Source organism: Campylobacter concisus, assembly GCF_003048405.1.
GTDB lineage: Bacteria > Campylobacterota > Campylobacteria > Campylobacterales > Campylobacteraceae > Campylobacter_A > Campylobacter_A concisus_Q.
The window spans coordinates 62900-89380 of record NZ_PIQS01000005.1; the positions used below are offsets into that span (position 1 = coordinate 62900).

General features: G+C 36.0%; 21 protein-coding genes. 5 read left to right on the forward strand and 16 right to left on the reverse strand.

Annotation, left to right across the window (positions count from 1 at the left end; all coding sequences use genetic code 11):
- Window positions 1-6: 6 nt before the first annotated feature.
- From CVT18_RS08870 to CVT18_RS10340, 13 genes are all read right to left on the reverse strand, one after another.
- Window positions 7-2205 carry a polyribonucleotide nucleotidyltransferase gene (locus CVT18_RS08870; protein WP_103629459.1) on the reverse strand — a complete coding sequence of 733 codons (2199 nt, stop codon included), beginning with the start codon at window positions 2203-2205 and terminating at the stop codon, window positions 7-9.
- The gene (locus tag CVT18_RS08875; protein ID WP_021091548.1) at window positions 2195-2893 is read right to left on the reverse strand and encodes a hypothetical protein; all 699 of its coding nucleotides are present in this window, start codon (window positions 2891-2893) and stop codon (window positions 2195-2197) included. The genes CVT18_RS08870 and CVT18_RS08875 overlap by 11 nt, the downstream gene beginning before the upstream one ends.
- Window positions 2894-5053 (reverse strand): LPS-assembly protein LptD, encoded by a 2160-nt coding sequence (locus tag CVT18_RS08880; RefSeq protein ID WP_087586241.1) that lies wholly within the window; start codon window positions 5051-5053, stop codon window positions 2894-2896.
- Window positions 5046-5495, reverse strand: coding sequence for an RDD family protein (locus CVT18_RS08885; protein ID WP_103629458.1), 450 nt, complete (start codon window positions 5493-5495; stop codon window positions 5046-5048). The genes CVT18_RS08880 and CVT18_RS08885 overlap by 8 nt, the downstream gene beginning before the upstream one ends.
- Complete coding sequence (gene purD / locus CVT18_RS08890) at window positions 5492-6736, reverse strand: phosphoribosylamine--glycine ligase (RefSeq protein WP_103577466.1); 1245 nt, start codon at window positions 6734-6736, stop codon at window positions 5492-5494. Before purD ends, CVT18_RS08885 begins: the two co-directional genes overlap by 4 nt.
- A gap of 232 nt (window positions 6737-6968) precedes the next feature.
- On the reverse strand, window positions 6969-7607 hold the full coding sequence (locus tag CVT18_RS08895; protein WP_107824461.1) for a uroporphyrinogen-III synthase: 639 nt from the start codon (window positions 7605-7607) through the stop codon (window positions 6969-6971).
- On the reverse strand, window positions 7600-8760 hold the full coding sequence (locus CVT18_RS08900; protein ID WP_103629456.1) for a multidrug effflux MFS transporter: 1161 nt from the start codon (window positions 8758-8760) through the stop codon (window positions 7600-7602). The genes CVT18_RS08895 and CVT18_RS08900 overlap by 8 nt, the downstream gene beginning before the upstream one ends.
- Window positions 8761-8869: 109 nt before the next feature.
- Complete coding sequence (locus CVT18_RS08905) at window positions 8870-9514, reverse strand: cupin domain-containing protein (protein WP_103629455.1); 645 nt, start codon at window positions 9512-9514, stop codon at window positions 8870-8872.
- Window positions 9515-9617: 103 nt separating this feature from the next.
- Window positions 9618-11687: a DEAD/DEAH box helicase gene (locus tag CVT18_RS08910; RefSeq protein WP_103629454.1), complete on the reverse strand. Its 2070-nt coding sequence runs from the start codon at window positions 11685-11687 to the stop codon at window positions 9618-9620.
- Window positions 11687-12610 carry a DUF1837 domain-containing protein gene (locus CVT18_RS08915; protein ID WP_107824462.1) on the reverse strand — a complete coding sequence of 308 codons (924 nt, stop codon included), beginning with the start codon at window positions 12608-12610 and terminating at the stop codon, window positions 11687-11689. Before CVT18_RS08915 ends, CVT18_RS08910 begins: the two co-directional genes overlap by 1 nt.
- A gap of 20 nt (window positions 12611-12630) precedes the next feature.
- Window positions 12631-14163, reverse strand: a complete 1533-nt coding sequence (gene guaA / locus CVT18_RS08920; RefSeq protein WP_103629449.1) for a glutamine-hydrolyzing GMP synthase — start codon at window positions 14161-14163, stop codon at window positions 12631-12633.
- 10 nt (window positions 14164-14173) lie between these two features.
- Window positions 14174-15562 carry a sodium:proton antiporter NhaD gene (gene nhaD, locus CVT18_RS08925; RefSeq protein WP_103629448.1) on the reverse strand — a complete coding sequence of 463 codons (1389 nt, stop codon included), beginning with the start codon at window positions 15560-15562 and terminating at the stop codon, window positions 14174-14176.
- Between the two features lie 115 nt (window positions 15563-15677).
- On the reverse strand, window positions 15678-15845 hold the full coding sequence (locus CVT18_RS10340; protein WP_167496277.1) for a hypothetical protein: 168 nt from the start codon (window positions 15843-15845) through the stop codon (window positions 15678-15680).
- Between the two features lie 30 nt (window positions 15846-15875).
- On the opposite strand from CVT18_RS10340, the gene CVT18_RS08930 reads away from it, so the two are divergent.
- From CVT18_RS08930 to CVT18_RS08945, 4 genes are read left to right on the forward strand one after another with little or no spacing between them, the layout of a single operon-like run.
- The gene (locus CVT18_RS08930; protein WP_103629453.1) at window positions 15876-16325 is read left to right on the forward strand and encodes a hypothetical protein; all 450 of its coding nucleotides are present in this window, start codon (window positions 15876-15878) and stop codon (window positions 16323-16325) included.
- On the forward strand, window positions 16319-18136 hold the full coding sequence (uvrC, locus tag CVT18_RS08935; RefSeq protein WP_103629447.1) for an excinuclease ABC subunit UvrC: 1818 nt from the start codon (window positions 16319-16321) through the stop codon (window positions 18134-18136). The genes CVT18_RS08930 and uvrC overlap by 7 nt, the downstream gene beginning before the upstream one ends.
- On the forward strand, window positions 18133-18888 hold the full coding sequence (locus CVT18_RS08940; RefSeq protein WP_087586232.1) for a hypothetical protein: 756 nt from the start codon (window positions 18133-18135) through the stop codon (window positions 18886-18888). Before uvrC ends, CVT18_RS08940 begins: the two co-directional genes overlap by 4 nt.
- On the forward strand, window positions 18878-21748 hold the full coding sequence (locus tag CVT18_RS08945) for a response regulator (protein ID WP_107824463.1): 2871 nt from the start codon (window positions 18878-18880) through the stop codon (window positions 21746-21748). Before CVT18_RS08940 ends, CVT18_RS08945 begins: the two co-directional genes overlap by 11 nt.
- Here the strand turns inward: CVT18_RS08945 and CVT18_RS08950 are convergent.
- Window positions 21745-23016, reverse strand: coding sequence for an anthranilate synthase component I family protein (locus CVT18_RS08950; protein WP_107824464.1), 1272 nt, complete (start codon window positions 23014-23016; stop codon window positions 21745-21747). The two genes, CVT18_RS08945 and CVT18_RS08950, sit on opposite strands and share 4 nt — an antisense overlap.
- 152 nt (window positions 23017-23168) lie before the next feature.
- Here CVT18_RS08950 and CVT18_RS08955 point away from each other — a divergent pair, with 152 nt between their 5' ends.
- Window positions 23169-23909: a sulfite exporter TauE/SafE family protein gene (locus CVT18_RS08955; protein WP_107824465.1), complete on the forward strand. Its 741-nt coding sequence runs from the start codon at window positions 23169-23171 to the stop codon at window positions 23907-23909.
- A 30-nt stretch (window positions 23910-23939) separates the two neighbouring features.
- Here CVT18_RS08955 and CVT18_RS08960 read toward each other — a convergent pair whose 3' ends face one another.
- A complete protein-coding gene (locus CVT18_RS08960; protein ID WP_107824466.1) occupies window positions 23940-25400 on the reverse strand; it encodes a class I SAM-dependent methyltransferase in 1461 nt (486 codons plus the stop codon).
- Entirely contained in the window at window positions 25400-26479 is a 1080-nt protein-coding gene (serC, locus tag CVT18_RS08965) for a phosphoserine transaminase (protein WP_107824467.1), read from the reverse strand. Before serC ends, CVT18_RS08960 begins: the two co-directional genes overlap by 1 nt.
- Between the last annotated feature and the right edge of the window lie 2 nt (window positions 26480-26481).

Here is a 26481-nt window from a genome sequence, read left to right on the forward strand (position 1 = left end):
TAAAATTTATTCAACCAAAGAGAGCGAAATTTTATTTCCTTTTTGCTCGCTCACACTTACTTTGACCTGATCGCCTACGTTTAATGGGGTTTTTATCTTTGAGATGTGAAGCAAGCCATCAATGCCATCTTTTAGCTCGATAAATACACCAAAATCAACAACACTCTTTACAGTTCCCAAAAACTCATCACCGATATTAAAATTTGGTTTTGAACGCTCTTTGTCGTGTTTAAACGGCTTTTTGCCAAATGAACGTCCATTGTCTTTTGAAGTGATAGAGATGATGTAGTCCTTTGCGGCATCGACATTTTTCTTTGCTCCACCTGCGATTTTTACCTCGCCTTTTTCTCTATCAAGATCGATTGAGACTTCAAATTTCTCAATGATCTCTTTTATGGTTTTTCCAGCTTGTCCGATGATGTCTACGATCTTGCTTGGATCGACACTAAATAGTTCAAGCTTTGGAAGCACATCTTCATTTATTTCTATATTTTTATCCGCTTCTGTCATCAAAGATAAGATATGCTCTCTACCACGTTTTGCTTGATAAAGCGCCTCTTTTAGCACTTCTAAACTAATGCCACCAAGCTTAATATCCATCTGAAGTGCCGTGATACCATCGCTTGTGCCTGCTACTTTAAAGTCCATATCGCCGTCATGATCTTCAAGTCCCATGATATCTGTTAGCACTGCGTGTTTATCGCCTTCAAATATTAGTCCCATAGCGACACCTGCGACAAGTTTTAAAGTATTTACGCCAGCTGCTCTAAGTGCGAGAGAGCCACCGCAAACGCTAGCCATCGAGCTTGAGCCGTTGCTCTCTAAAATTTCTGAAACGACTCTTATTGTGTATGGCGAAGCTAGATCGATACTTGGTGCAAGGGCACGTTTGGCTAAATTTCCATGTCCAAGCTCGCGTCTACCAGGAGCTTTTAGTGGACTTGCCTCGCCTACGCTAAAGCCTGGGAAATTGTAGTTAAACATAAATTTCTCTACAAAAGGTACTTTTTCAGTTAGGATGTCATACATTTGAGCGTCACTGTCAGTGCCAAGAGTAGTGACAACTAGGGCTTGCGTCTGTCCTCTTGTAAAGAGGCATGAACCATGGGCATTTGGAAGCACATTTGTTTCGATACTAATAGGCCTAACCTCTTCAAGACCACGCCCATCAGCTCTTACGCCTTCATTTATTATCTGCTCTCTTACGATTTTCTTTTTATATTTACCAAGGACATTTGTGATAACAGCCTCGTCCCAACCCTCTTTTTGTGCTACCTCATCGCTTGAAATTTGTTTCGCGATCTTGCTAAGTTCGCTCGCACGCTCGCTTTTTGCCATTTGATTGATAGCATTTTTGACTTCAGCTTTATAAAATTTATCAATATAAATAGCGATATTTTCATTTTCTATCTCAGGTTTTAGATCAAGTGCAGCGTCCTCTTTTTTATGCTCTTTGAAAGCTTCTTCATAAGCACTGCTAGCTCTTAATATCGCTTTACCAGCAAAATCAATCGCCTCAACTATCATATCTTCGCTAAATTCATTCATTAGCTGTTTTTGAGCCATACTGTCACTTAAGCTTGGATCTATCATCGGCTCGATTGCAACCATCGGGATAAGCTGCGTAGTTTGCTGAGGTAAGCTTCTCATTTCGATCATCAAAAGCTCATCTTTTGTTCCAGCTACATAAAGATCGATCGCACTCTGTTTTAGTTCAGAGTTGCTTGGGTTGATCACAAATTTTTCATCTATATAACCAACTCTAACACCACAAACTGGGCGATTTACAGGGATGTCGCTAAGATATAGTGCAACTGAGGCTGCATTTAGACTTACAACTTGTAAATCAACCTCAGGATCGGCTGAAAGTACCATTACAACTATTTGAGTTGGATATGCGTAACCTTTTGGAAAGAGCGGTCTAAGAGATCTATCGATGATGCGAGCTGTTAGCGTTTCAAAGTCGCCTGGCTTTGTCTCGCGCTTAACGTAACCACCTGGAATTTTACCAGCGGCGTAAGCTTTTTCGATGTACTGCACCGTTAGAGGTAAAAAATCCTCCTCAACTTGTGTGTCCTCTCTTGCAACAGTTGCTAAAACTACGGTATTTTTTACCCTCAAAAGCACTGCTCCGCTAGCTTGTTTTGCTACTTTATTAAGGTCAAAAATTTCAACCTGATTATTGACTTCTATACTATATTGCATTATTTTTATCTCCTTGTTGTTTTTGTAACGGCAAATAATAAGGGCTCTCTTCTAATATTGACATGATACGCTCACTCGTAGCTTCGATCTTTTTCTCGTAATACGAATCCACATCAATAAAATCAACGATCTTGTTTATCGTGTAAATTTCATCAACCATATCATTTAAATTTGTAAAGACATCAGTAGCAATCACTGGCGTTGCGTATGAGATGGATTTTACCTTCACATCAAGCAATGTCTTTATGCAAATGAGTGCCGTCATACCAGTCTCGCACCCCTCATCGATTAGTAAAATATTTTTATCTTTTAGCTCTCCTATCAAATTTCCTTTTCGGTATTTATAAACGTTTTTTAAAATTTTCTCTTCATATTTTCTATGTGCTTCGCCGTAAATGTAGTCATAGCTTATATTAAAGGCTTTTATAAGTTTATCATTTAACACTATATCTTCTGTTTCGCTAACTATTGCAACGTCGCATTCGCTATTATTTGGCGCAGGTATTGGCTCGCTAAAGAGCATCTCGTAGCTTAAATTTAAACTTCTACAAACCGCATCTGTGAGTATAACTGACTCAAGCGACATACAAACAACTATCGTCTTTTTATCTACGAGCTCTTTTTTTGGCAAAATTTCAATTAGCTTGCTAGCTGCTTCTAATTGATCCTTAAATTTAGCCGTTATCATTTAGTTGGCACTCGATTTTGTACTGCTTTGCGAAAAGTCATAGTGCAAACCGCCCATTGGATAGAAATTTATCGTGAAATAAATACCATTTTTTCTAGTTGATGCTGAGCCGTTTATTGTTGTAGTTGGCTCGACATCTTGTTGATAAATTATCCCGTAATTCCAGCATTTTCTTTGATGAAGCACGCCAACTCTCCAACTTTTTGTGTAACTTCGCTCGATATCATATTGCCAGCCGCCAATAAGGCTGTATTGATGAGGCAATTTTACTCCAAGACCACTTGTAAAATAGCTATCTTTTGTTGCACTATTTTTTATTTTGCTATCATTTTTCTTCATGGTGTGAAGCATATTTAGCCAAAATAAATCATTTGTGTATGAAAATCCACTTTGTATCTTTTTAAGCTCTTTACTCTTGTGTGAATACTCAAGCTTATTATAAAGGCTTAAATTTTCAAATGGATATAGATAGATAGCATTTTTTAAATTCGAATATTCATCTTCTTTTGTGTAATATCCTTGAGAAATACTATGTTTTATAATCTTTCTACCATTAGAGTTAAAGAAATACTGAGTCAGATAACCAGAAATTTCTTCCTTACTCTGCTCTTGAGTCAAGAAATTTTCATATTCATTTAGATTTTTATCATAGATAAACTCATCATCCAAATTTCCTTTTCTATAGCCTGGCAGTAGGTATTCGGCCCCAAAATTTAGAGTGTGATAAAAGCTTTCATACGCTTTTGCAAGGTCAGTGTGAAGGGTAAATTTGTGGTAATTATTTACAAAATTTGTATGTTTATCTTCTCTTTTATCATCAAATGAATTTATCTTATTCTCGTAATTTATTCTTGAAGCGTATAGATACTCGTAAAATGAAAACGTTAAGCTATCATCAAGCAGTGGCACATGCACTGAAGCTGGAAGCGTAAATTCATACTGAGTCGCTCTAACTCCTATTTTTCTATCATATCTATGTGACTGAAGATCGAGTGAATATAAGATATTTGGCAAGACAATATTATCTGTAAATTTATGATACTGAAGCGATGGAAGCTCTTGAAGCGTGTCTTTGTTCTCATTTTTTGAGCCAATCTTTTCAGTGTCTATGTAGTATTTTGCATAAGCACCAAAATAATGATCGTCATTTGCGATGAAGTAGTTAAATTTAGAAGTTACAAGCGAATCATAATCATCATCCCTGCCCTTTAAATTTAAATAATCTATATCATTTAGCTTCGTTGCGTCTATCCAAATTCCCTCTTGTAAATCCGCTTCGCTAAGGTATCTTATAAGCTTATCTCTTTCGTATTTTAGTCCAATGCCTTTATGTGTTTTATTTTTTAGTTCGGCCTTATTTGAAGTCTCTCCTTTTTGCTTGGCTTGGTAGCTGTTTTTATCAGTAAATGAGCCAAAGCTGATTTCGCCCCTTGAATCAGGCGACTCAGTAAATCTAAACGCACCATAAATTCCAGCACCTCTGTTTGTTCTTATCTGCGGATCAAGCTCGAAGTCCCACTCATTATAAGGCGCAAAATAAATCGGCTGCTTGTAATAAAAGCCTTCAGATTTTCCGTATCCAAGATCAGGCGGTAAAAGACCTGTTCTTCTTGTGGTATCTGTTGAAAAACCAAAATATGGCAAATAAAAAACTGGCACATTAGCTATACGAAAGACTGGGTTAAAAAGATGTAAAAATTTGCTTTGTTTATTTAGCATAGCTGAGCTTGAGGTGATGCTCCAGTCAGGATCTTGGACATTACAGCTTGAAACCATCGCTTTTTTTACTCTATAGTACTCACTGTCAGAGCTGCTCTCATCGCTTCTCATCCACACTTCCATGTCTTTATTCATCATAAAAAGCGATTCAAAAGCAGCGTCATTATTTTTTAAATTTAGCTTTGCATAGTTTGAGCGAGAGACTTCACTCTTGCCCTTCATCATGTTGACGTTACCAAATAGCTCGATAACCGAATTATTTTGATCATAAACTGCACAATCAGCTGTCACAAGGTAATCTTGTGAATATACAACGACGTTTTTGTTTGCTGTTACGATGCCTTTATCTTGCTTTACATCATCAGCCAAAAGCTGCACATCTTGCACAGCTGCACTTAGATTTAAAATACAAACCGGAACTAAAAATAAAATTTTACGCATTTATCACCACTGTTTTTGCTATTTTGTCTTGCCAAGTTTGCCTAGCTGGATTTGCAAATGCCCATGCAAAACCAAGATAAAAACAAGCTTCACTAACCAACCTAAAAATCGCTCTTACCAAGCTTGAAATAAAATTTGGTCTATCTAAAATTTCTACATTAATGCACATCGTCTTTGTTAGCATTTGTCCAAGGCTCGCGCCATAATACCAAACAAAAAATGTATGATAAATAATCTTTAGTGCGACTATTTGCCAAAAGAAATTTAAAGTCAAATTTCTGGCTTCATCATAGCTCATAACCGACAAAAAGGCATCCCAGTAAATGATCAAAAACAAAAAAGAAACGATGCATTCATCAATTGAATAGGCTAGCACTCTTTTTGAAAATGGCGCTAGCGAAATTTCTTCTTTTTCAAGTTTTTCAATTATCTGCATACTCATTTTAATGCCTGCCAGGCAATATCTTTTCTATAATGTGCTCCATCAAATTTTACATTTTCGCAAAGCTCATAAGCTCTATCACGTGCCTCTTTTATGCTCTTCGCAGTGGCCACGCAGACTAATACTCTGCCACCATCTGCATAAATTTCTCCATTTTGCTCGCTAACACCAGCATAAGCGATGTGAACATCTTTTACATCATTTAAAACTGAAATTTTAGCTTTTGGACTACTTTTATACGGATAGTCCTTACTAGCCATTACGACACCAACTGCAAATTCATCTTTTAAGCTAATAGGCTTTAGCTCGCCCTTTGCAGCATTTAGTAAAATTTCGCTTAGATTTCCGTCAATTAATGGCATCAATACTTCGCACTCAGGATCGCCAAATCTGACGTTAAACTCAAGCACATAAGGCTCATTTTTCACGATCATCAGTCCCACAAAAAGTACTCCACAAAACGGACTGCCCTCGTTTTTCATTCCTTTTAAAGTTGGCTTTACAACCTCTTCTTCGACCCTTTTTATCAGCTCTTTTGAAGCAAGTGGACTTGGAGCATAAGCACCCATGCCACCAGTATTTGGACCTTCATCGTTGTCAAGTAGGCGTTTGTGGTCTTGTGCCACTGGCAAGCTTACAAAATTTTCGCCATCGCAAATGGCAAAAAAGCTTAGTTCAAAGCCGTCCAAAAACTCTTCAACTACCACAAATTTACCAGCATCACCAAAGCTAGCTCCGCTTAGCATGTCACTAACTGCCTCTTTGGCTTCCTCTTTAGAATTTGCGATTATAACGCCTTTTCCAGCGCAAAGTCCGTCAGCTTTTACGACCATCGGCGCGCTTAAGGTATCAATAAATTTAAATGCTTTTTCTTTATCATCTGTGTTTAAATATCTTGCGGTTTTTATATTATTTCTAGCTAAAAAATCCTTCATATACGCCTTGCTAGCCTCAAGTCTAGCAGCTGCCTTGCTTGGTCCAAATATAAGCAAGCCCTCTTTTTTAAAGATATCCACTACGCCTTCACTAAGCGGTGCTTCAGGCCCTACGATAGTTAGGGCAATATCATTTTGTTTAGCAAATTTTGCAAGCTCATAAAAGTCTTTTATCTTTAAATTCTCGCCAAGGCGTGAGGTCGCACCATTTCCCGGTGCAAAGTATAAATTTATATTTTTTTCTTTTTTTAGTTTTAGAGCAATGGCGTATTCGCGGCCGCCACTTCCTATTATGAGAATATTCATTTCATCTCCGTAAATTTAAAAACCCGAGTGGGCGTCGCATAGAAGAGTGGCCCATAAACAAAGCCAATCTTGCAAATAGATGGATACCAAACGGTTGCAACTTCTCGCCTTTTCAGACTCAAACGAAGCCACATCACAAGGCATCCATACCTTTTCGCTAACAAAAAAGTGTTGGACCCCGTAAAATGCTGACTCGCTTCACTCAGGCAATAAAATTATATAAATTCTTTGCTTAAAGTAATGTTTTGGCAAGCGCGATACAGGCGTTTATATCTTGACTTTGGCTCACTATTGGCTCGGTAAATTTTAGCTCTTTTGCAGTGACCTTTCCAATGCTTATCACTTGATAACTCTCATCCCAACCAAAATTATTAAGAAAATTTTTGACATTTAGTGGAGAAGCAAAGATCAAGATACTATTTTTTGGTGGTTTTAGCTCCATTTTGCAAGGATTTAAGACATTTTCATAGGCGACAATCGCCTTTATATTTACTCCGCCATCTTGTAAAATTTCTAAGAAATTTGAAGCGCTATCTTTACCTTTTAGATAAAGAACCTTTTTACCTTTTAAAAGTGGCAAAATTTCTCTTGCAAAGTCATCTCCGTGAGCGTTCTTTCCGGTATAAATTTCACTAAATCCAAACTCTCTTGCGGCTGCCGCACAACTATTTGCGATGGCAAAGACTGACAAATTTATAGCTTTTATATTGTTAAATTTTAATGCATTAAAAACATTTTTAGAAGTAGCTACCAGCACATCATAGTCACTTAATTTTAGTTCAAATTTTAAAAACTCGATCTTGCTAACGCTTAAATTTACAACGCCCTCATCAGTCATTTTTGTATTTGAAATAAGATAAATTTTACGCACCTCTTTTTAACCTAAAAAATGATATCAAAGCAAGTAATGTGCAAACTAAAATAACAATAGAAGTCGAATAAAATATATCACCAAGCCCAACTAGCGGAGAGACGACGCCGCCTAAGAAAAATGGGCAAAATCCAAGTATCGCTGAGGCTGAGCCAGCGTATTCTCTGCCTTCGTTCATAGCTAGCGATGAAGCAGTTGGTAAGACAAATCCTGTAAAAAGAAGCAATAAGAAAAATGCGATAATGACGCCGATCACTTCAAATTTAAAACAAAGCATGAAAGCAATAAAAACGCTAGCAAACAAGGTACCAAAAAGCCCAGTTTTTAGTGCTTTTCGCTCATTTAAAAGACTAGCAAGCCTTGCTCCTATAACAAGCCCTAAACCATTTGAAGCAAAACAAAAGCTATAGCTTACTGGGCTTAGAGAATAAAATTCTTGAAAGATAAACGAAGATGACGCTATATAGGCAAACATCGCACCCATCGCAAATGTCTGAATGCTTACAAAAAGCATAAATTTTTTCTTTCTTAAAATTTTGCCAAAAACACTATAAGTCACTAGCAAAGGCATTTTTAAGCGATTTGACTGACTTAAGCTCTCTTTGAAATAAAAATTTGCGATAAAAAGCAAAATACCAATGATGGTTAGCGCCATAAAGATGCCGCGCCAGTCGGTAAATTTAAGTAGCAAGCTGCCACCAATTGGCGAGAGTATCGGAGCAAGACCATTTACAACCATCATAAGACTAAAAAATTTAGTCATTTCATGACCCTTATAAAGGTCGCTCACAACGGCTCTTGAGATGACTAAGCTGCCGGCACTTGCAAGCCCTTGAATAATTCTCATAAAGATAAAAAACTGGATATTTTGTGCAAAAAATATAAAAATAGTGCTTATCGTATAGACGATGAGCGAGATGGTAAGGGGCAGTTTTCGGCCAAATTTATCACTTATTGGGCCAACTATTAGCTGACCTATGGCTAAGCCTGCCATTGATGTCGTGATCGTTAATTGCGTAGCTGTAACACTTGTTTTAAACCACTCGGTAATAGCCGGAAGTGCTGGCAAATAAAGATCTGTAACAAATGGTCCAAAGGCAGAGAGAGCGCCTAAAAATAGCAATAAAAATAGCTTGGAATTTTCTTTTTTCATAGTTTTTCTTTTTTTGGAGCGATTATATTATGGTTTTACTTTTTGCTTTATTAAGTATAAATTTACTATTGTTATTATAGAGAAAAAGCCCTAAAAATAGGGCTTAGTATTACATTTTGTCTTTAGTGACGATTAAGAGCATTTTAAATTTATCTTTTATCTTTAATCCGTGTGGTATTTTGCCTGGTAGTACGATGGTATCGCCTTTTTTGATATCAAAATGTTCATCACCAATAGTTAGCTTCATCTCGCCATCAAGTGCAATAAGTAGCGCATCGCCTGGAGCTGCGTGAGTTGAGAGCTCTTGGTTTGTGTCAAAACTAAGTAATGACATTGAGCCGTTTTCGTTCTTTACAAGCGTTTTGCTCACGATTTTGCCTTTTTCGTATTCGACTGCATCAACTAAGCTAAAAATAGCTGCCTTAGGTAAATGATCTATCATTAAATCCTCCTTAAAATCAATTGAAATATATTTCGTTGGTTCATTAAAAACTAGCTTGCGCCACACTTTTTTCTCTATCAGGCAAGCTTGCTCGCCACCTATATGCATCTGCTTTTCGCCGTAGTATAGGCTAGCACCGCCCTCCACAACCCATGCGAGACTGTCACAAAACAGCATCTCATGATCTAGCTCCTCGCCCGTATCAAAAGCAAATACATCGACATGAGCATTCTCGCAATCAAAAATTCTCTTACTAACAACACTTTTTGCGACGACTTTCGTATCGGCGTTTAGATTGTAAATTTTACTCATTTTTCTTCCTTTCGTAAATTTACACGTCATTGTAGTGAAAATTTTTGGAAGATTTGTTGATAAGAATTATCTATTTTTGAAAAGCCAATAATAAAAAAACAAATCATAATTTCTTTAGTATGTCAACTTCATAACTACTTAAATCTATTTTTTCAAAATTCTTTTTCACATATTCAATAATATTGTTATTGGGCATATCTTTAAACTTTTTTAACGTGGAGGCGGGAACTCCAAAATCTAAAAGTATACTTAACTTATTATCCACCCCTTCATGTTCCAGAATAGAAATAAATGCAGAATAATTAGCGGCTTGTTTGCCATTGAGATAATTTACAATACTTTCTAATACACTAAGCCTTTTAGGTATTTCGAATTTGGCTTGATTTCTGATAAAACCAAATACTTTTGAAACCGATAAGTTAATGATACTCTCTTCATTCTTACCTCGATTGGCATCTAGCGTATGCTGATACTTAATCTCATTACTTATAATAGAGTGCAAATTTCCACTCTGGATTATTTGATGGCATTTTTGAGCTAAGAATTTATAACTATCTCCCTTATTGCCTTCCAATAAATAATCTACCACATATAATGTACGAGATAATGTTTTATAAGTAGGAACTGGTGCATCCCAGCTCAATTGATTCAATATCTTTTTTCTACCCTTTAAGCAATTATAAAGGTGCTTTTGCTTTTCAATACTATAATAGTTCGATTTAAAAATTTGCAATAAATCTGCAGGTAAATCTTTAATTAATTCTTCATATATTCTTCTCTTTTGGTCTTTTATATCTTCATTATTTAGATTAATTAAAATTTCACTCTGCAGACTATCATCTTGAGTAACTATGGGCACATCTATATTTTCCATCTCTTGCCTTGGAGGATCATCAAAACAATATACTTTTCCAGTATAGTATTTCATCATTCTTCCGGCACGCCCCTTGATATTATTAAAATCAAAATAAGTCAGCTTGCTTGTGCCTTTGCGCATATCATATATGATAATGTTTTTTGCGACAGTGTTTACACCCTCTATTAATGAGGTAGTTGCAAATAATATATTTATTTTATTGTTATTAAAATAGTCGAGTTGAGCATTAACAATATGCCTAGGATATTGACCGTTATGTAAACCTATACCTTTTTGTAAGTATTTTTTTAAATTCCATTTTACGGAAACGTTTTCATCAATCCATTCAAAAATTGGGAAAGTATTTTCTGTGCCTTTTTTATTATCTCTAATAAATTCATTTGACAATTCTTCTGCTTGAGCAGGGGATTTAACATAAACTATAGTAGGCTCACTTAAACTATTTAATAGCTCAAACAGCTTCATTTTCCTTTCTTCCTTGGAACTACAGCTTATTTTTTCCAATTCTTGTCTTACTAATGAATACTCCGTTTTAAAGAAATTTAGACTATATTTTTTAATAAAATCATTATCAACGTTATCTACCGATGGAGTCAATAATATTAATTGCGGATTTCTAAACATTACTTTGTAAAATGCAATGTTTAATTGGCTGACTCTATCGTCGTGTTTATGGTTTGATATTTTATAAAATTCATCAACTATAAATAAATCTATATTGTTAATTTTGGGTAAAATATCTAAAACTCGCTCACTGGTTAAAATAAACAAGTTGTTTGTTTCATTTATATCCTGGCTTGTATTAACCACGATATTATAAAAATCTTGATAATTTTGGAGCTTTTTTCTAGTTTCATCAATTAGTGCCAATGTCGGCTGAATAATTAATATATTGCTATATTTTTTTCTTGCTACAAATTCTTGTATTAGTAAGCTTTTACCAAAACTAGTAGGTGCGGAGATAAGTAAATTTTGTCTATTTGAGATTTTTTCCTCTAATACCTTCTGCCAGTAGTGAAACGCTACTCTATTATTTTCAAAATCGCTTATAAATTTAGATTTGTGGTACTCGCACCTAACTAATGCAGCAGTATTAAGCAATTCATTTTTATCTTTTAAATATGGATAAAAACCAAAACTTTCAATTAAATCAATAAAAACAGGTCTTATATTTTCATTAACGTACTTCCAGTTTTCTAAGACCAAGATCAGGCTATCCATATCTTCATTGTCCGAAATTTCTTTGGCTATTTTAAAACTCTTATTTAAATCTGACAAATCTAAAATTTCAAACATTAATTCTGCTCTTTTTTTAATTTTTCGTGTAGCTGCTTTACTAGCCCAAATTTACTTTCTACCGGAAATAAAAATAAATTTATTTTAAGTCTATCTCTATTGCCAAAATCTTTAATTTTTTGATCAAATTTTTTTCTAGTATCTTTTGCAAATTTCTCCAATATATCTTTAAAATCGTTATGCGTATTTCCTGAATCGTTAAATTTAAAATTGTCTAAAATTTTACTATCAAATAGTGCAAAAAAGCAAGCATTTATATTTGATAGTCTTTGTATAAAAGTACTAGATTTAATTAATTCTCTTATTTCATCACTCACTTCTTTATCATCATAATAATCGCTTAATCTATTATTGATGATTGCAAATTCAGAATCAAAAAAATTAACATTAAAATGCTCAAATAAATCATTAGCCAGATCCTGTAATGCATTTGATAGGCTTTTATAAAATTTACTCTCACCTAACCAGAGTTCATTCTTCTCTTTGTCATAATGAACCGCATCAAAACCATGAACCATTCCGTTTGGACTATCTTTAAAATATATTTTGGATATAAGTTGTGGTTTATTAAATTGTCTTTCCAGTAAATAATATAGTATAAGCTCTCCAAATTCGCCACGCTTTAAATATCTATCTTCTGCATCCTTATCTGCCGATATGAAATATTCGTTAGCTTCTTTAATCTCTTTAACTTTATAAAGCAACTCCATGCCGTCCCTAGTAGCTTTTCTAGGACCAAATTCCGATGAAATCTCTAAAGCTCTTTTTTTACCAAGTGCAAAGAATGGAATTTCATTAAAAATTTCCTCATTCCACTCATCTATTTTTTGATATACCCGTCCTTCATCGTTTATATCAAAAACAATATGAAAGCAATACGTTTGAATGCTTTCATACTCATACTTATTTGTTAAATAGTTCAAAATTTAAGCCTGACCAAATTTTACTCCCACTCAATAGTTGCAGGTGGCTTGCTCGAGATGTCGTAAACTACGCGGTTGATGCCATTTACCTCGTTTATAATGCGGCGGCTTACGTTTTCTAGCAGATCGTACGGCAGGCGTGAGAAGCTTGCAGTCATGCCATCGCTCGCATCGACCACACGCACGCAAACAGCGTTTTCATAAGTGCGGTTATCACCCATAACACCAACAGAATTTACATTTAAAAGTACGCAGAACGCCTGCCAAGTTTTGTTATACCAGCCAGTGCTCTTTAGCTCATCACGCAAGATCACATCAGCTTTACGAAGTAGTTCTAAGCTTGGCTTATTTACCTCACCCATTATGCGAATAGCAAGGCCCGGTCCTGGGAAAGGATGGCGAAAGACTAGATCTCGGCTTAGTCCAAGCTCAAGGCCTAGCTTTCTAACCTCATCTTTAAAAATTTCTCTTAGTGGCTCTATTAGCTCAAATGTCATCCAATCAGGCAAGCCTCCAACGTTGTGGTGGCTCTTTATCGTCTTGCTTGAGCCAACGACTGAGCTTTCGATGATATCAGTATAAAGAGTGCCTTGAGCTAAAAATTTCACATCGCCATGTTTTTTAGCCTCTTTTTCAAAAATTTCTATAAAGGTCTCACCTATGATCTTGCGTTTTTTCTCAGGATCTATCACGCCAGCTAAGCGGCCAAGGAAGATCTCGCTCGCGTCTATGCTAACTAGCTCAACACCAAGCTTTGTTCTAAATGTAGCTTCAACCTGCTCTCTTTCGTTTGTTCTAAGAAGTCCGTTATCAACAAAGACAAGGATCAAATTTTCAGGCACAGCAGCCGCTAAAAGTGCCGCAGTCACGGAGCTGTCCACACCACCGCTAACTGCACAAAGTACCTTGTGAGTGCCTACTGTTTTTCTTATCTCTTCTATCTTATTTTTAGCGAAGCTTCCCATATTCCATGTGCTCTCGCAGCCGCAGATATATTTAGCAAAATTCTTTAAAATTTGTGTGCCATACTCGCTGTGTTGTACCTCTGCGTGAAACTGGATCGCATAAAATTTTCGTTTATCATCGCCAAAAGCACAATAAGGCGAATTTTCACTAATAGCGATCACTTCAAAGCCCTCTGGCAAGTCCTTTACATAGTCACTATGACTCATCCATACGATTTGTTTTGAAGGTGTATCTTTAAATAGCTCATGCTCTTTAATAACATTAAGCTCAGCCTTGCCATACTCTTTTTGATCAGCTGCTAAAACCTCAGCCCCATGCGTGTGAGCAAGCAGTTGCATACCGTAGCAAACGCCAAGTATAGGAATGTTTAACTCAAAGACGCCGTTATCGCAAAAATAAGCATCTTTAGCATAAACACTAGCTGGACCGCCACTTAAAATGATACCCTTTGGCTCTTTCGCCTTTATCTCACTAAGCTTTGCATTAAATGGCAAAATTTCAGTGTAGACGCCCTCTTCTCTTAGCCTTCTAGCTATTAGCTGAGTGTATTGCGAACCAAAATCCAAAACTATAATCGTATTGTTCATTTATAACCTTTTAAAAATAGATATGAAAAATTTCAAACTGCACATACCAAACAATGATCGATACGATATATCCTAGAACCACCATCCAAGCGTATTTCATATGTGCACCAAAGGTATAAATTCCTTTTAATTTACCCATTACTCCAACACCAGCTGCTGAACCAAAGCTGATCATCGAACCGCCGATACCAGCAGTTAGTGTCACTAGTAGCCACTGACTCATTGCCTCGCCTGCATCAGCTCCCATTGCTGGATTTGCTTTCAAAACAGCTGACATAACAGGGACATTATCAACGATCGCTGAAAGGAATCCAACGCCGATATTTACAGCAGTTGAGCCAAATTTATAATAAAGTGATACAGCGTAATTTAAAAATCCAGCAAAATGAAGAGCGCCAACTGCAGCTAAAATTCCAAAGAAGAAAAATAGTGTGTTGTTTTCGATCTTTGACATATAGTGAAATACATGCATTGGCTCTTCATTTTTGTGAGCTTTTTTGAAATAGTAAGTATAAAGACTAAGTAGTGAAAAGCCAAACATCATGCCCCACATCGCTGGCAAGTGGAAAAGCTGATGCATCATAACTGCACAAAAGATAGTAAATGCGCCTATAAAAATAACCGCTTTACCGCCTTTTTTCATAACCACTTTTGGCTCATTTGCCACATCAAAATGTGGTGCAGTACTTGGCACTACACGAGAAAGTAAAAATGCCGTTACAAACCAACCTATGATAGATGCTGGGAAAAGTGCGAAAAAATCGACAAACGGCGCTTTTCCAGCAGCCCAAGCCATAAGCGTAGTGATATCGCCAAATGGACTCCATGCTCCACCTGCGTTTGCTGCAACGACAATGTTTATTGCGCCAGCCACTAGAAAATTTGTATTATTTCTATCTATTGTTAGAAGAACGGTTGAAAGAATAAGCGCTGTTGTTAGGTTATCAGCCACTGGGCTTATGAAAAATGCCAAAACACCAGTTAGCCAAAATAGTTTTCTATAAGTATAGCCTTTTGATACGAGATTATATTTAAGTGCGTTAAATACGTCTCTTTCTATAAGTGCTTCGATAAAAGTCATCGCTACCATCAAGAAAAATACGATCTGAGCGATCTCTAAAATCAGGTGATTTACCTCATGTTCAAGCGAATGCACATCCATGCCATTTATAAGCATATAAACACCGATAAGTAGAAACATAAATGTACCGATAAAAATAGCAGGTTTTGCTTTGTCGATATGGAAATTTTCTTCTGCTGCTATGAAAAAATATCCAACAACAAAAATTATAAGCGATAAAATTCCTGCCCATGTAGTAGTTAAGTCAATAGCTGCGGTTTCTCCATCAGCACCAAAAGCCATCGCGAAAAATAAGCCTAGAAGTCCAAAAAACCTCATTATACTCTCCTTGTAGAATAAAAAATCTTGGTATATTACTTAAATGAGCCTAAAAATTAGGTTAGTTAAAATTATTAAGCTTACATTACATTTTTATTTAAATAAGAAAATTTTACTAGATTTTGTTTATCTTGTCAGTTTTCTTTTCTTTTACTGGAGCATTTCCATAAAATGGATCATCTTTATAGCCACAACCGCTAAATGCAAAAAGAGTAAAAATTAAAATAAAAAATGATAAGATAAGCCCATGAAAAACGCTAAATTTTTGATAAATACTATTCATGAAAATCCTTTGTATAAAGAAAAATTAAGCATGGCAAATGAGTGCCAACAGCTTTTAGAGCTTATGGGGAAAGCAAAACGATTTTATATAGCTTTTTGCTACGTTAGAGAAGGTGTTTTGACCTTTGTTCTTACTCATCCCACCGGGCTTTTAGAGCTTAGGCGTGATAGTAGTATAAATGATATAAAAAGGTTATTAAAAACCTTTTGCAATTTTAATAAAAATAGCGTTTTTAACAGCATTCTTACTCCAAAGCCTCTTAACGAAATCAACTATACAAAGAACAAAAAAGAAGAAAATATAAGATTTGTCGTGAGCAAATTTTTAAAATTTTTTAATCAAAAAGAGCAAAGTACCATCTTTTATGCGCCAGTTAGTAAAGGCGAGTTTAAAAATTTAGCAAAAGACGAGCAAATACACCAAAAATTTGAAGAGCTAAGAGAAATTTTGCTCAACAAAAATGAGCAGGCAAGATGCTAATAGACGAGATAAGAACGCTTCCAAACGAGCCTGGCGTATACCAGTATTTTGACGCGCAAAATAGACTCTTATACGTTGGCAAGGCCAAAATTTTAAAAAATAGGGTCAAAAGCTACTTTAAATTTACCCCAAGCCTAGCTCCGGCTGAAAAACTAAGCCCTAGAATTTCAAAGATGATAAGCGAGGCGGTGCATCTTGAATACATCGTCACGCCAAGCGAAGCAGACGCTCTAATACTTGAAAATTCTTTCATCAAGCAGCTTAAGCCAAAATACAACATCTTGCTTCGTGACGACAAGACCTACCCTTATATTTTTATAAATTTAAATGATGATTTTCCAAGATTTGAGATCACTAGAAAGGTGGTAAAAGGCTCGAATATCCGCTATTTTGGGCCATATTTTAGTGGAGCTAGCGAGCTGCTTGAGGCACTTTATCTAAATTTCAACCTCGTTCAGAAAAAATCCTGCATCAAAAGCAAAAAAGCCTGCCTTTTTTATCAGCTAAAACGCTGCTATGCCCCGTGTGAAGGCAAAATTTCAAAAGAAAACTACGCTAAGATCGTAAACGAAGCTATCGCGGCCTTACAAAATCCAAATTTACTCATCGCTCGCCTTGAAGAGCTCATGCTAAACTACGCCAAGGCCGAAGACTACGAGCAAGCAGCCGCGACTAGAGATAAGATGCAAACGCTTAAAAATATGCAAACAAAGGTCGAGGTCGATCTTGCCAAGCTTGAGGACTTTGAGGCATACTCGGTCGCTTGCGTGCACGATATGATCTGTGCGGTGAGATTTAGCGTGCAAAGTGGCAAGATAACTGGAGTAAAAACTGACATCGCGCAGGCTAAAAATGCTCAAAAAGATGAGATAAACGAGGCCTATAAGCAGGCTATTTTAAAAAGCTTCATAGCTGAACAACCGATAATTAGCACCAAAATTTATGTGCATGAGAGCTTTGAAGATAGTGAGCTGGTGGAGGAAATTTTAAACGAGAGATTTGGACGTAAATTTAGCATCACATGCCCAAAAATAGGCGATAAGCGTAAAATTTGTGAGATCGCTACCAAAAACGCTGAAGTTAGCATCGAAAAATATCTAAAAACGCACGATAACGTGCTATTAAACGAGATAAAAGAGTACTTTGACCTAGCTCACACGCCTTACGTGGTCGAGGCTTACGACAACTCACACCTTTTTGGCGAGGCAAGTGTCGGAGCGATGGTGCGCTATGAGCATGGCGAGTGGGCAAAGCAAAACTACCGCCATATGCACCTAAGCTCTAAAAACGACTACGATCAGATGAAAGAGAGTTTGACAGCCAGAGCACTTAGGTTTGACAAGCTTAGCCCGCCTGATCTTTGGGTTATTGATGGGGGCGAAGTGCTTTTAAACTTAGCCTGCGAAATTTTAGCAAGCAGTGGCGCAAACGTCGATGTAATCGCTATCTCAAAAGAAAAAATAGACGCCAAAGCTCACCGCGCAAAGGGCGAGGCAAAGGATAAAATTTACACAAAAAATGGCAGCTTTAGCCTAAGCACGAGCGATAAAAAGCTTCAGTTTTTCCAAAAAATGCGTGACGAAAGCCATAGATTTGTCATCAGCTTTCACAGAAAAACAAGGCAGAAAAATGATATGCAAAGATCAATTCTAAAGCAAGCTGGCGTATCTGAAGGAAGTATCGCGAAATTAATCAGCTTTTACGGAAGTTTTGATAAAATCAACGAAGCGAATTTAGACGAAGTGGCAAAAATAACAAACAAAAGCGTAGCAGAAAAGCTTGCAGTGCTCAAAGAAGGAAATTTGAAGTGATAATATATGATGAAAATTTAAAAATATCTGCGATAACGCAAGATTCACTTGAGCTATTGGGTTTTGATAGTTTAGATGACTTTTTGTTGCGATACAAAGATATAAGCGAGCTAGTCATAACAAGCCAAGAAAGTACAAACTACAGCTTCTTAGAATTTTTACAAAATACAAAAGACAACAGCGCTAGAGTAAATTTAAAAAGAAAAGATGGTGGTGCTATCTTACTAGAAGCGAGATTGCAAAATGCCATTTTAAAAAATGGTGAAAAATTTTTTATCGTGCTTTTAGAGAAGCAAGACATAATAAACAACCAAAATCTAATAGCAGCAGTAAAAGTAAAACCTACATTAAGACTGCCTGTTTTTAAACTAAACGCATGGTATCTTTTTGACACACAGACACAATCACTTATCGATGATTCCTGGTTTGAAACATCGCTTAAAATACTAAATTTAAATAAAAAAGATTTTGCATCCTACTTAAATATCTTTTTGCATAACGCAAGAGAAATTCTTATCCAGATCCAATCAGCCATAATCGCAAAAGACGAGATAATGCTCAAAAAATACGTAGATGAGATAAGGGAAGCTGCATTAAATTTAAAGCTTAATAACCTTGCAAATGAGCTTAACGCTTTTTTAGATAACAATCAAAATGGAAAAATGAAAGAGATGTCTCTTTTTACCAAAAGACTAATTGAGATAGAAAATATCGTCAAAAAATATAGCAAAAAGAGTATCCATGAAAAATAATAAATTTTATATATTGTTAGCGCCAATAATAATTTCAGCGATCTTTTGCGCATATAGTGGAAATGAAAGCTATAAAAAATTTACAGATCTAAAAGATCTAAATGAAAAACTATATAAACAATCCTTAGTATTTCAAACTATAAGATCTGTAATACAAGAGCACGATACGCTAATAGGCAAAAGCCAAGAAGATATAAGAAAGTTGCGAGATAGCACCTTAAAAAATACACAAAAATTTATAAATTCTATAAGAAAAGACGATCGCACCGAGATACGAAATGTAAATAAATTAAAAGAATTGCTAGCAAATCTCAACCAAAATGATAAATTTGATGAACTATTTTACGAATTTTTCCAAAATATAAATGGAGAAATAGATAGCGATTTTAAACAAGATTTAGACCGAGACTTTCCGCTTATAATAAAAGCTTATGCCACAACTTTAAGTAAAATTTACAATCAACTCTCTTTAGCAAACAACACTAAATACTACGTAAAAAATATCTTTATAAATGGCCCTTTATTTTCAATAAACAATAATGTGAGAGAAAATATATATTCCGTAAAAGACAACGCGCCAAATCTTGATATGCTTCCAAAAAGTGAGCTAAAAGAGAATATTTACAAAGACTTTAACCAGTTTGAAGCCAACTATCAAGCTAAAAAAATAAGAGAAGCTAAAGCCAAGATCGCATTTTCTGAAAAACTAAATATCGAAGATATTATCTTAATCAAACAGTATGAAGATGATAAATTTATACTTTTATTAGATAGTGCCATAAACATAAAAAATGAGCTACTAGAACTTACCGAGAGCGAGAAAATAAGCTATGGTATAAAGACCTTTTTTGAGTTTTTGCTTTGTGGCTTGCTCATTTTATCTTTGCTTAGCATTTCTGCTAGGTTGAAATTTTTAAAGGTGCTTATCGATAAGTCAAAATACATATCAAACTATATCCTATCATCAAAAGAGACAAGTGCGGATAATGCGATATCAAAGCTCATAAAAACTTATGAAGATCTAAAAGAAACCTATATAAAAGATAGCAGCTTTTTTCAGATAAAAGATAGATATATTTTATCAGTGAGCAAGAAGTTAGAGTCCATTAATAAAGAAATTTTTACATCGACTGCGGCTTTAAAAATAGAAACAAATAATAGCAAAAAGCAAGCATTTATAGACACGATAGAAAAAAATGCAAATATCATGACTTCGCTTTATAACAATGCTAAAAATATCTCAAATGTTAAAAAATATAGCGAATGCAATAAAACCGAGATATTTGATCCTCAAAAAAGCTTTGAAGAAATTTTGCAAGCAAATATCGTCTATTCGCAAAGCAAAAAGATAAATTTTATAAGCTACCTTGATCCAAGCCTTACAAATGAACTAGAAGGAAATCTAAATTCATTAAAAACCGCATTTAACTCTATCTTTTTGGCATCTTTATCAATGTCTTTAAGACATCAAAATATTATCATCACTATCAAAAAAGTTCAAAAAGAGTTTGATAGAAGTGGACTTTGTTCTGTAAGCTTTAGCATAAAAAATAGCTCAGCTGCCATGAGCGAAAAGCAAATTTCAGATATATTTTCAGATGATGAGAATAGCTTAAATAATGATGAGAGCGAGTTTTATCTAAAAATCGCTCAAATTTATTTAAAAAATTTAGAAAGTAAGCTAGAGATTAACTCGTTTCCAAGTATCGGAAATGAGTTTAAATTTGTAGTCATTTTTAAAACAACATCAAACTATAAAGACTTTGATATAAAATGCAATCATAAATTAGCATTCTTGCAAGACGTAAATATCGCTTACAACGAAGCTTTTGAGCAGACCACAAAAGACCTTGGGCTCAAAGTGGATATGCTAACAAGTACTAGTCCATCTATTACAAAAAATTATGATGCTATATTTTTAAGAAATACCAATAAGCAAGGTCAAGATATTAAAAATCCGCTCATTTTAAAAGATCCATTAACTCCATTAAGCATCACAAGGCTACTTTGCTTAGGCGAAGCTGATATTATGAATAAAAATTTAAACGATAAACCAAAAATTTTAATCTGCGATACTAACGAAATTTACATAGATATAACAGCAAGTGGCTTTAGTAAATTTAACTGTGAAGTTGTTGGGGTTTGCAATAAAAAAGATCTAAAACAAGCCATAAAGCAAGGCGATTTTGACCTTATATTTGTTGGCTCAAAATTTTTCGAAGCTGAAAAAAATAGCCTTCAAAAAAATCTTGATCTTATAAAAACAGCCATACAAAATGCGAAAATTCCAATTATACTAATGCTTTCAAATACTTCAAATATAGATGGAGAGAGTGTCAAAGAATACTTCAATGCCTATATAAAAACGCCAATAAATAGCGACGAACTGGCTCAAATTTTTAGAAAATTTTTGCCAAATTTTGGCGAGATTGCAATAGATGAAAACTATCTGGCAAAAAGCGAAAATATTATTTTATTTAAGAAATCGCCAATGGAAAATAAAATATTTAGCTCAGCTTTAGGGGAATTTTACAACACACTTGAAACCACAAATAGCTTTGATGAGCTATTAACAAAGATAAAAACCAAAACTTACGGTATCGTTCTTATAGATGAAAACGTAAAAGGCTTCAACTATGAAGAGCTAACAAGAGTTGTTGATAAGATAAGACAAAGCCAAAAGATTGATACAAGAGTGCTGATATTTGGCACACAAGAAAGAAGTGAATTTCCTTTTGTGAAAGTGCTAGCCAAAAATATCACAAAAGCAGAGCTTTCAGCTACCGTAAGAGAGCAAATCGATTCTATGGGCACTAGCTACGCTAAAAGCTCCTATGAATTTATTAAGTTTAACGCCTAAAACTCTTTTGCGTTATTTTTAAATACATTTAGCACGCTTGCTCGCTTATGACAAATTTCAGCGTATTCTCTTTCGCTTTTTGAGTCATAAACTATACCAGCTCCAGCCTCCACAAATACATTACTAAAGCCATTTTCACCTGACACAAAGATGGCTGATCGAATAAGAATAGCAACCTGAGCATCGCCATTAAAATGTAAAAATCCAATGCCACCGCCATAGATATTTCGCGCAGAAATTTCAAGCTCATTGATTATCTGCATAGCTCTTATTTTTGGGGCTCCACTTAGTGTGCCAGCCGGAAAGATACTAGCTAAGACGTCAAAAAGATCAAGCCCTTTGGCGCACTTGCCATAGACATCGCTTACGATATGAATTACTTTTTCATACTTTTGGATATGCATCGCATTTCTTACAGCTACACTTTTTGGTTCTGAAACCCTGCCGATGTCATTTCTGGCAAGATCAATTAGCATTTTATGTTCAGCCAGCTCCTTTTCGTCACTTAAAAGCTCATTTTCAAGTACCGCATCTGCATTTGCATCGCTTCCTCTAGGCCTTGTGCCTGCGATCGGAGCTACAAAAATTTGCTCGCTTTTCATCTCAAAAACAAGCTCTGGCGAAGAGCCAACCACATCACCATAAGGTGTAGGAAAATGAAACATATATGGGCTTGGATTTGTAAGTGAGAGCTTTTTATAAAATTCCAAACTGCTCATATTTGTTGAAATTTCAAGCAATTCACCAAGCACCACCTGAAAGACATCGCCACTTCTTATATACTCTTTTGCTAACTCAACCATATCCTCAAAGTGTTTCTTTTCTTTACCAAGATCAGTTTTTATACTAAATTTACTCTGCTCTTTGCTTTTGTTTTCAACTTTCGCATCAAGTAAAAAGTCATAATATTTTTTCTTATCTCCATAAAATGTATAAATCTTACTCATCTTGTCAAAGTGCAGATAGGCTTTTGCATCGGCATAGATAAATTTTGGAAATTCGTACTTTTTAGCTTTCTCTTCTCCGATATATTCAAAATATCTCACACCATCATAAGCAAAAACACCAAATAGACCTGCAAATGGAGCTAAAGATTTATTACGATTTGTATCAAAATAACTTCTAAGTCCATAAAAATCCATATCCTTTTCATCGATGTATTCGCAATCAATGCCTATAATCGTTTGCGTCTTATCCTCAGCCAAATAGCTATTTTTAAATTTTTCTCTAATCACTTCATAATAAAACAGTGGTTGTTCTAAGAGCATTTTTTTCCTTTAAATTTTTGATGATTATAAAAAAAGTTCGCTTTTAGTTTTTAAAATTTTTATCAAATTTCTAAATTTATGCCCAAATTTCACCTTTTTACTATTTTTTTAACACCGCTTAGCTAAAATTTGGCACTCGTAAAAGGAAATTTATGCTTTTTGTTGAACTTTTTATAATTGGTATCGGTGTTGGATACATCGCTGGCTTTTTTGGCATCGGTGGCGGCACGGTCGTCGTTCCTATCATGGTCGCCTTTGGATATGACATAAAAACCGCTATTGGCATAAGCGTCATGCAAATGATCTTTAGTGCAACTTTTGGCTCGTATCTAAACTACAAAGCTGGGCTTTTAAAGCTAAACCGTGGCGTATTTTTGGGGCTTGGCGGTCTTGTGGGGGCAAGCTTTAGCGGTATCATCGTCTCTCACGCACCAGCACTCTTACTTGAGTCTATGCTTCTAGCGACCTTTATCTTTTCACTTATAAAGCTATACTTTTCGCCAAACAGCGACGGCTCAAATGCCAATAACTCGGTCTTTTTGCTATTTTTAGTTGGTGTTTTTGTTGGTGTTTTTGCCATTAGCATTGGCATCGGCGGAGGCGTCTTTATAGCGCCTATCTTGGTAGGCTTTTTACATTACGAACTGAAAAAAGCGGTCTCAATGGGCGTATTTTTCGTTATGTTTGCAGCCATCGCTGGCTTCATCTCACTCTCACTAAATGGTCATATCTCATATGCTGAGGGCGCATTTTTAGGTCTTGGCTCGCTAATAGGCGCATACTTTGGCACCAAAAAAACGCAAAATACCGACAAAAAAACACTTAAAAAATGGTTTTTGGTCTTTTACATAGCGATGATATGTTTGATATTAAAAGATATGTTTTTTGAGTAAGAGCATGGCTAAATTTGCCACGCTCTTTTTTTAAATTTCCTCAAAAAAGTAGGCTTCGCTTAATTTAAAAGCAAGCTTATCTAGTTCGTCTTTACTTAAATTTACGCTCTTTGCGATATCTTTTAAACTAGCTTTGCCATCAAATTTTAAGGCGATTTTGATCTCTTCATGGCTTAAGCTTAGCTTGCCATTTAGCTCATTTGCCAAAGAGATAACTGGTGAGCTAGCATTTAAAAAATACTTAAGATACGCAGCAGCTCTAGGCTTTAGTTTGGTTTTACTAGGCTCATATGTGAGTGCTTTGAGTTTTGAGGAAGAAATTTTAGTATTTTGATCGTTTAAAATTTCAAGCAGTCCCACAAAAGCTTCATTTGCATTCTCGCCAAGTGCCGTTTTTACTTCGCTTAAATTTAAGCTTTGTGGATAGCTTTTGCTTAAAATTTCTTGCGTTTTTGTCCTTGGCTGCTCGCTAAAATATGCAAAATAAATCCTATCAAGCTCGCTCTCTCCAAGTACCGCATCAAAGTCCTCAGCACCGCCAAGCCTCTCCTTGTGAGCGATGAGGCTTTTTCTAAATGATCTATTAAATAAAAAATCGTTTAGTTGCTCTTTTTTGATGCGAGAGTTGTAATTTTGCTCGATATGTGCGTCAAAGCGGTAAATTCCAGTTGAGCTTGCAAAGATATCATTTAGCGAAGCGTCTATGACGTAGCAAAGTCCATGCTTATCGATATGTTTAGCAAATTTATGAAAGTAAGTTGGCTCATTGCTAGCCTCCAAAAAATCATGCAATATATAATAATCATTGCCTTTTGCAATGATGCTTTGTAAGAAATTTAGCTGTGTTAAAAGCAGCTTCATGCTATCTTTGTATACGACATCACTTTGGTTTTGCAGGCTAAATTTCAAATAATCCTGTAAGAAATTTAACTCGCTTTTTACGCGAGCAAGTGCTTCTTTGCTGTCGTTACCTGAGCTTACAAAAAGCATAAAATCTCTTAAAATATCAAGGCTCTTCCAGCCAGGATAGGTATTATACGAAACATAAGCGATGCCATCCTTGCTAAGTAGCGCCTTTATCGTGGCAAGCAGCGCATCTCTTATATTTGGGCTCACCCAGCTATAAACGCCATGAGCGATAATATAGTCAAATTTCCCAAGCTCTTTTATATCGCTTTCGTTCATGTGCAAAAAATTTCGCTCAAGCAGAGTAAAATTTTCTAAACCTATCTGCTTTGCCACCTTGTTACCTTCGGTCACTTGATGGCTTGAGATGTCGATACCAACGACTTTTGCATTTTTATGTGAAATTGCAAATGGCAAGATATTGCCGCCATATGATGAGCCAAGCTCAAGCACCCTAGCCTCTTTTAGACTAGCTGCTTTAAGCCCCAGAAATTTAGCAACCGCCTCTATCCTAACTGGCGAGCAGTCGCTAAATGCGGCCGAGAAATAAGGAATTTCATCGTAAGCTTTCTTTGTTTTATTCATTAGCTATGTTTTCTTGCAAATTCTCTCATAAACTCGACAAGTTTTTCAACGTCGCTTTGGCTAACGGCATTGTAGATAGAAGCTCTTATGCCGCCAAGATGTCTGTGACCTTTTAGCCCTAGCATGCCCTCTTTTAGCGCTTCTTCTACAAAAACTGGCTCAAGTGCGTGATCTTTTGGTATCGTAAAGCTCACGTTCATATCTGATCTGCTTGATTTTTTAGCGTGACCCACGTAAAAGCCATTTGAGCTATCTATAATGTCGTAAAGCGTGCTTGCTTTTTTGGCATTTATCTTCTCAACCTCTGCAAGTCCGCCAAGATCTAGTAGGTGCTGCATGGTTAAATTTAAAAGATAAATTCCAAAAGTTGGTGGTGTGTTGTAAAGCGAGTTTGCCTCTACGTGCGTTTTGTAGCGCAAAAATATAGGGACATTTTGGCTGCTCACGCGATCAACCAAGTCTTTTCTTAAAATGACGATAGTCACGCCACTTGGGCCTGCATTTTTCTGAGCGCCGCCATAAAGCAATCCAATACTGCTAAAATCAAGCGGTCTAGCGAAAAAATCGCTCGAAGCATCAACAACTAGGGGCGATTTTGTCTTTGGCATAGCCTTATACTGTGTGCCATAAATCGTATTATTTGAGCAGATGTAGGCGTAGTCGGCGTCATCGCTAAATTTAAACTCAGGAATGTAAGAGAAATTTTCATCTTCGCTGCTTGCTACGACATTCACATTTACGCCAAGCACTTTTGCCTCTTTGATGGCTTTATTTGTCCAAACACCAGTGTTTGCGTACTCAGCCCTGCCACCTTGATATAAATTCATCGGTATCATGCTAAATTGCAAGTGTGCGCCGCCTTGCAAAAATAAAATTTCATACTCATCACCGATGCCGTAAAGCTTTCTTATCTTCTCCATCGCGCCAAAGTGGATCTCCTCAAAGGTCTTGCTTCTGTGGCTGATCTCCATGATCGAGTAGCCCTCGCCTCTGTAGTCGGTAAATTCGGCCTTTGCATGCTCTAAAACGCTTAGTGGTATCGCGCTTGGGCCTGCGCTAAAGTTGATTTTTCTACTCATTT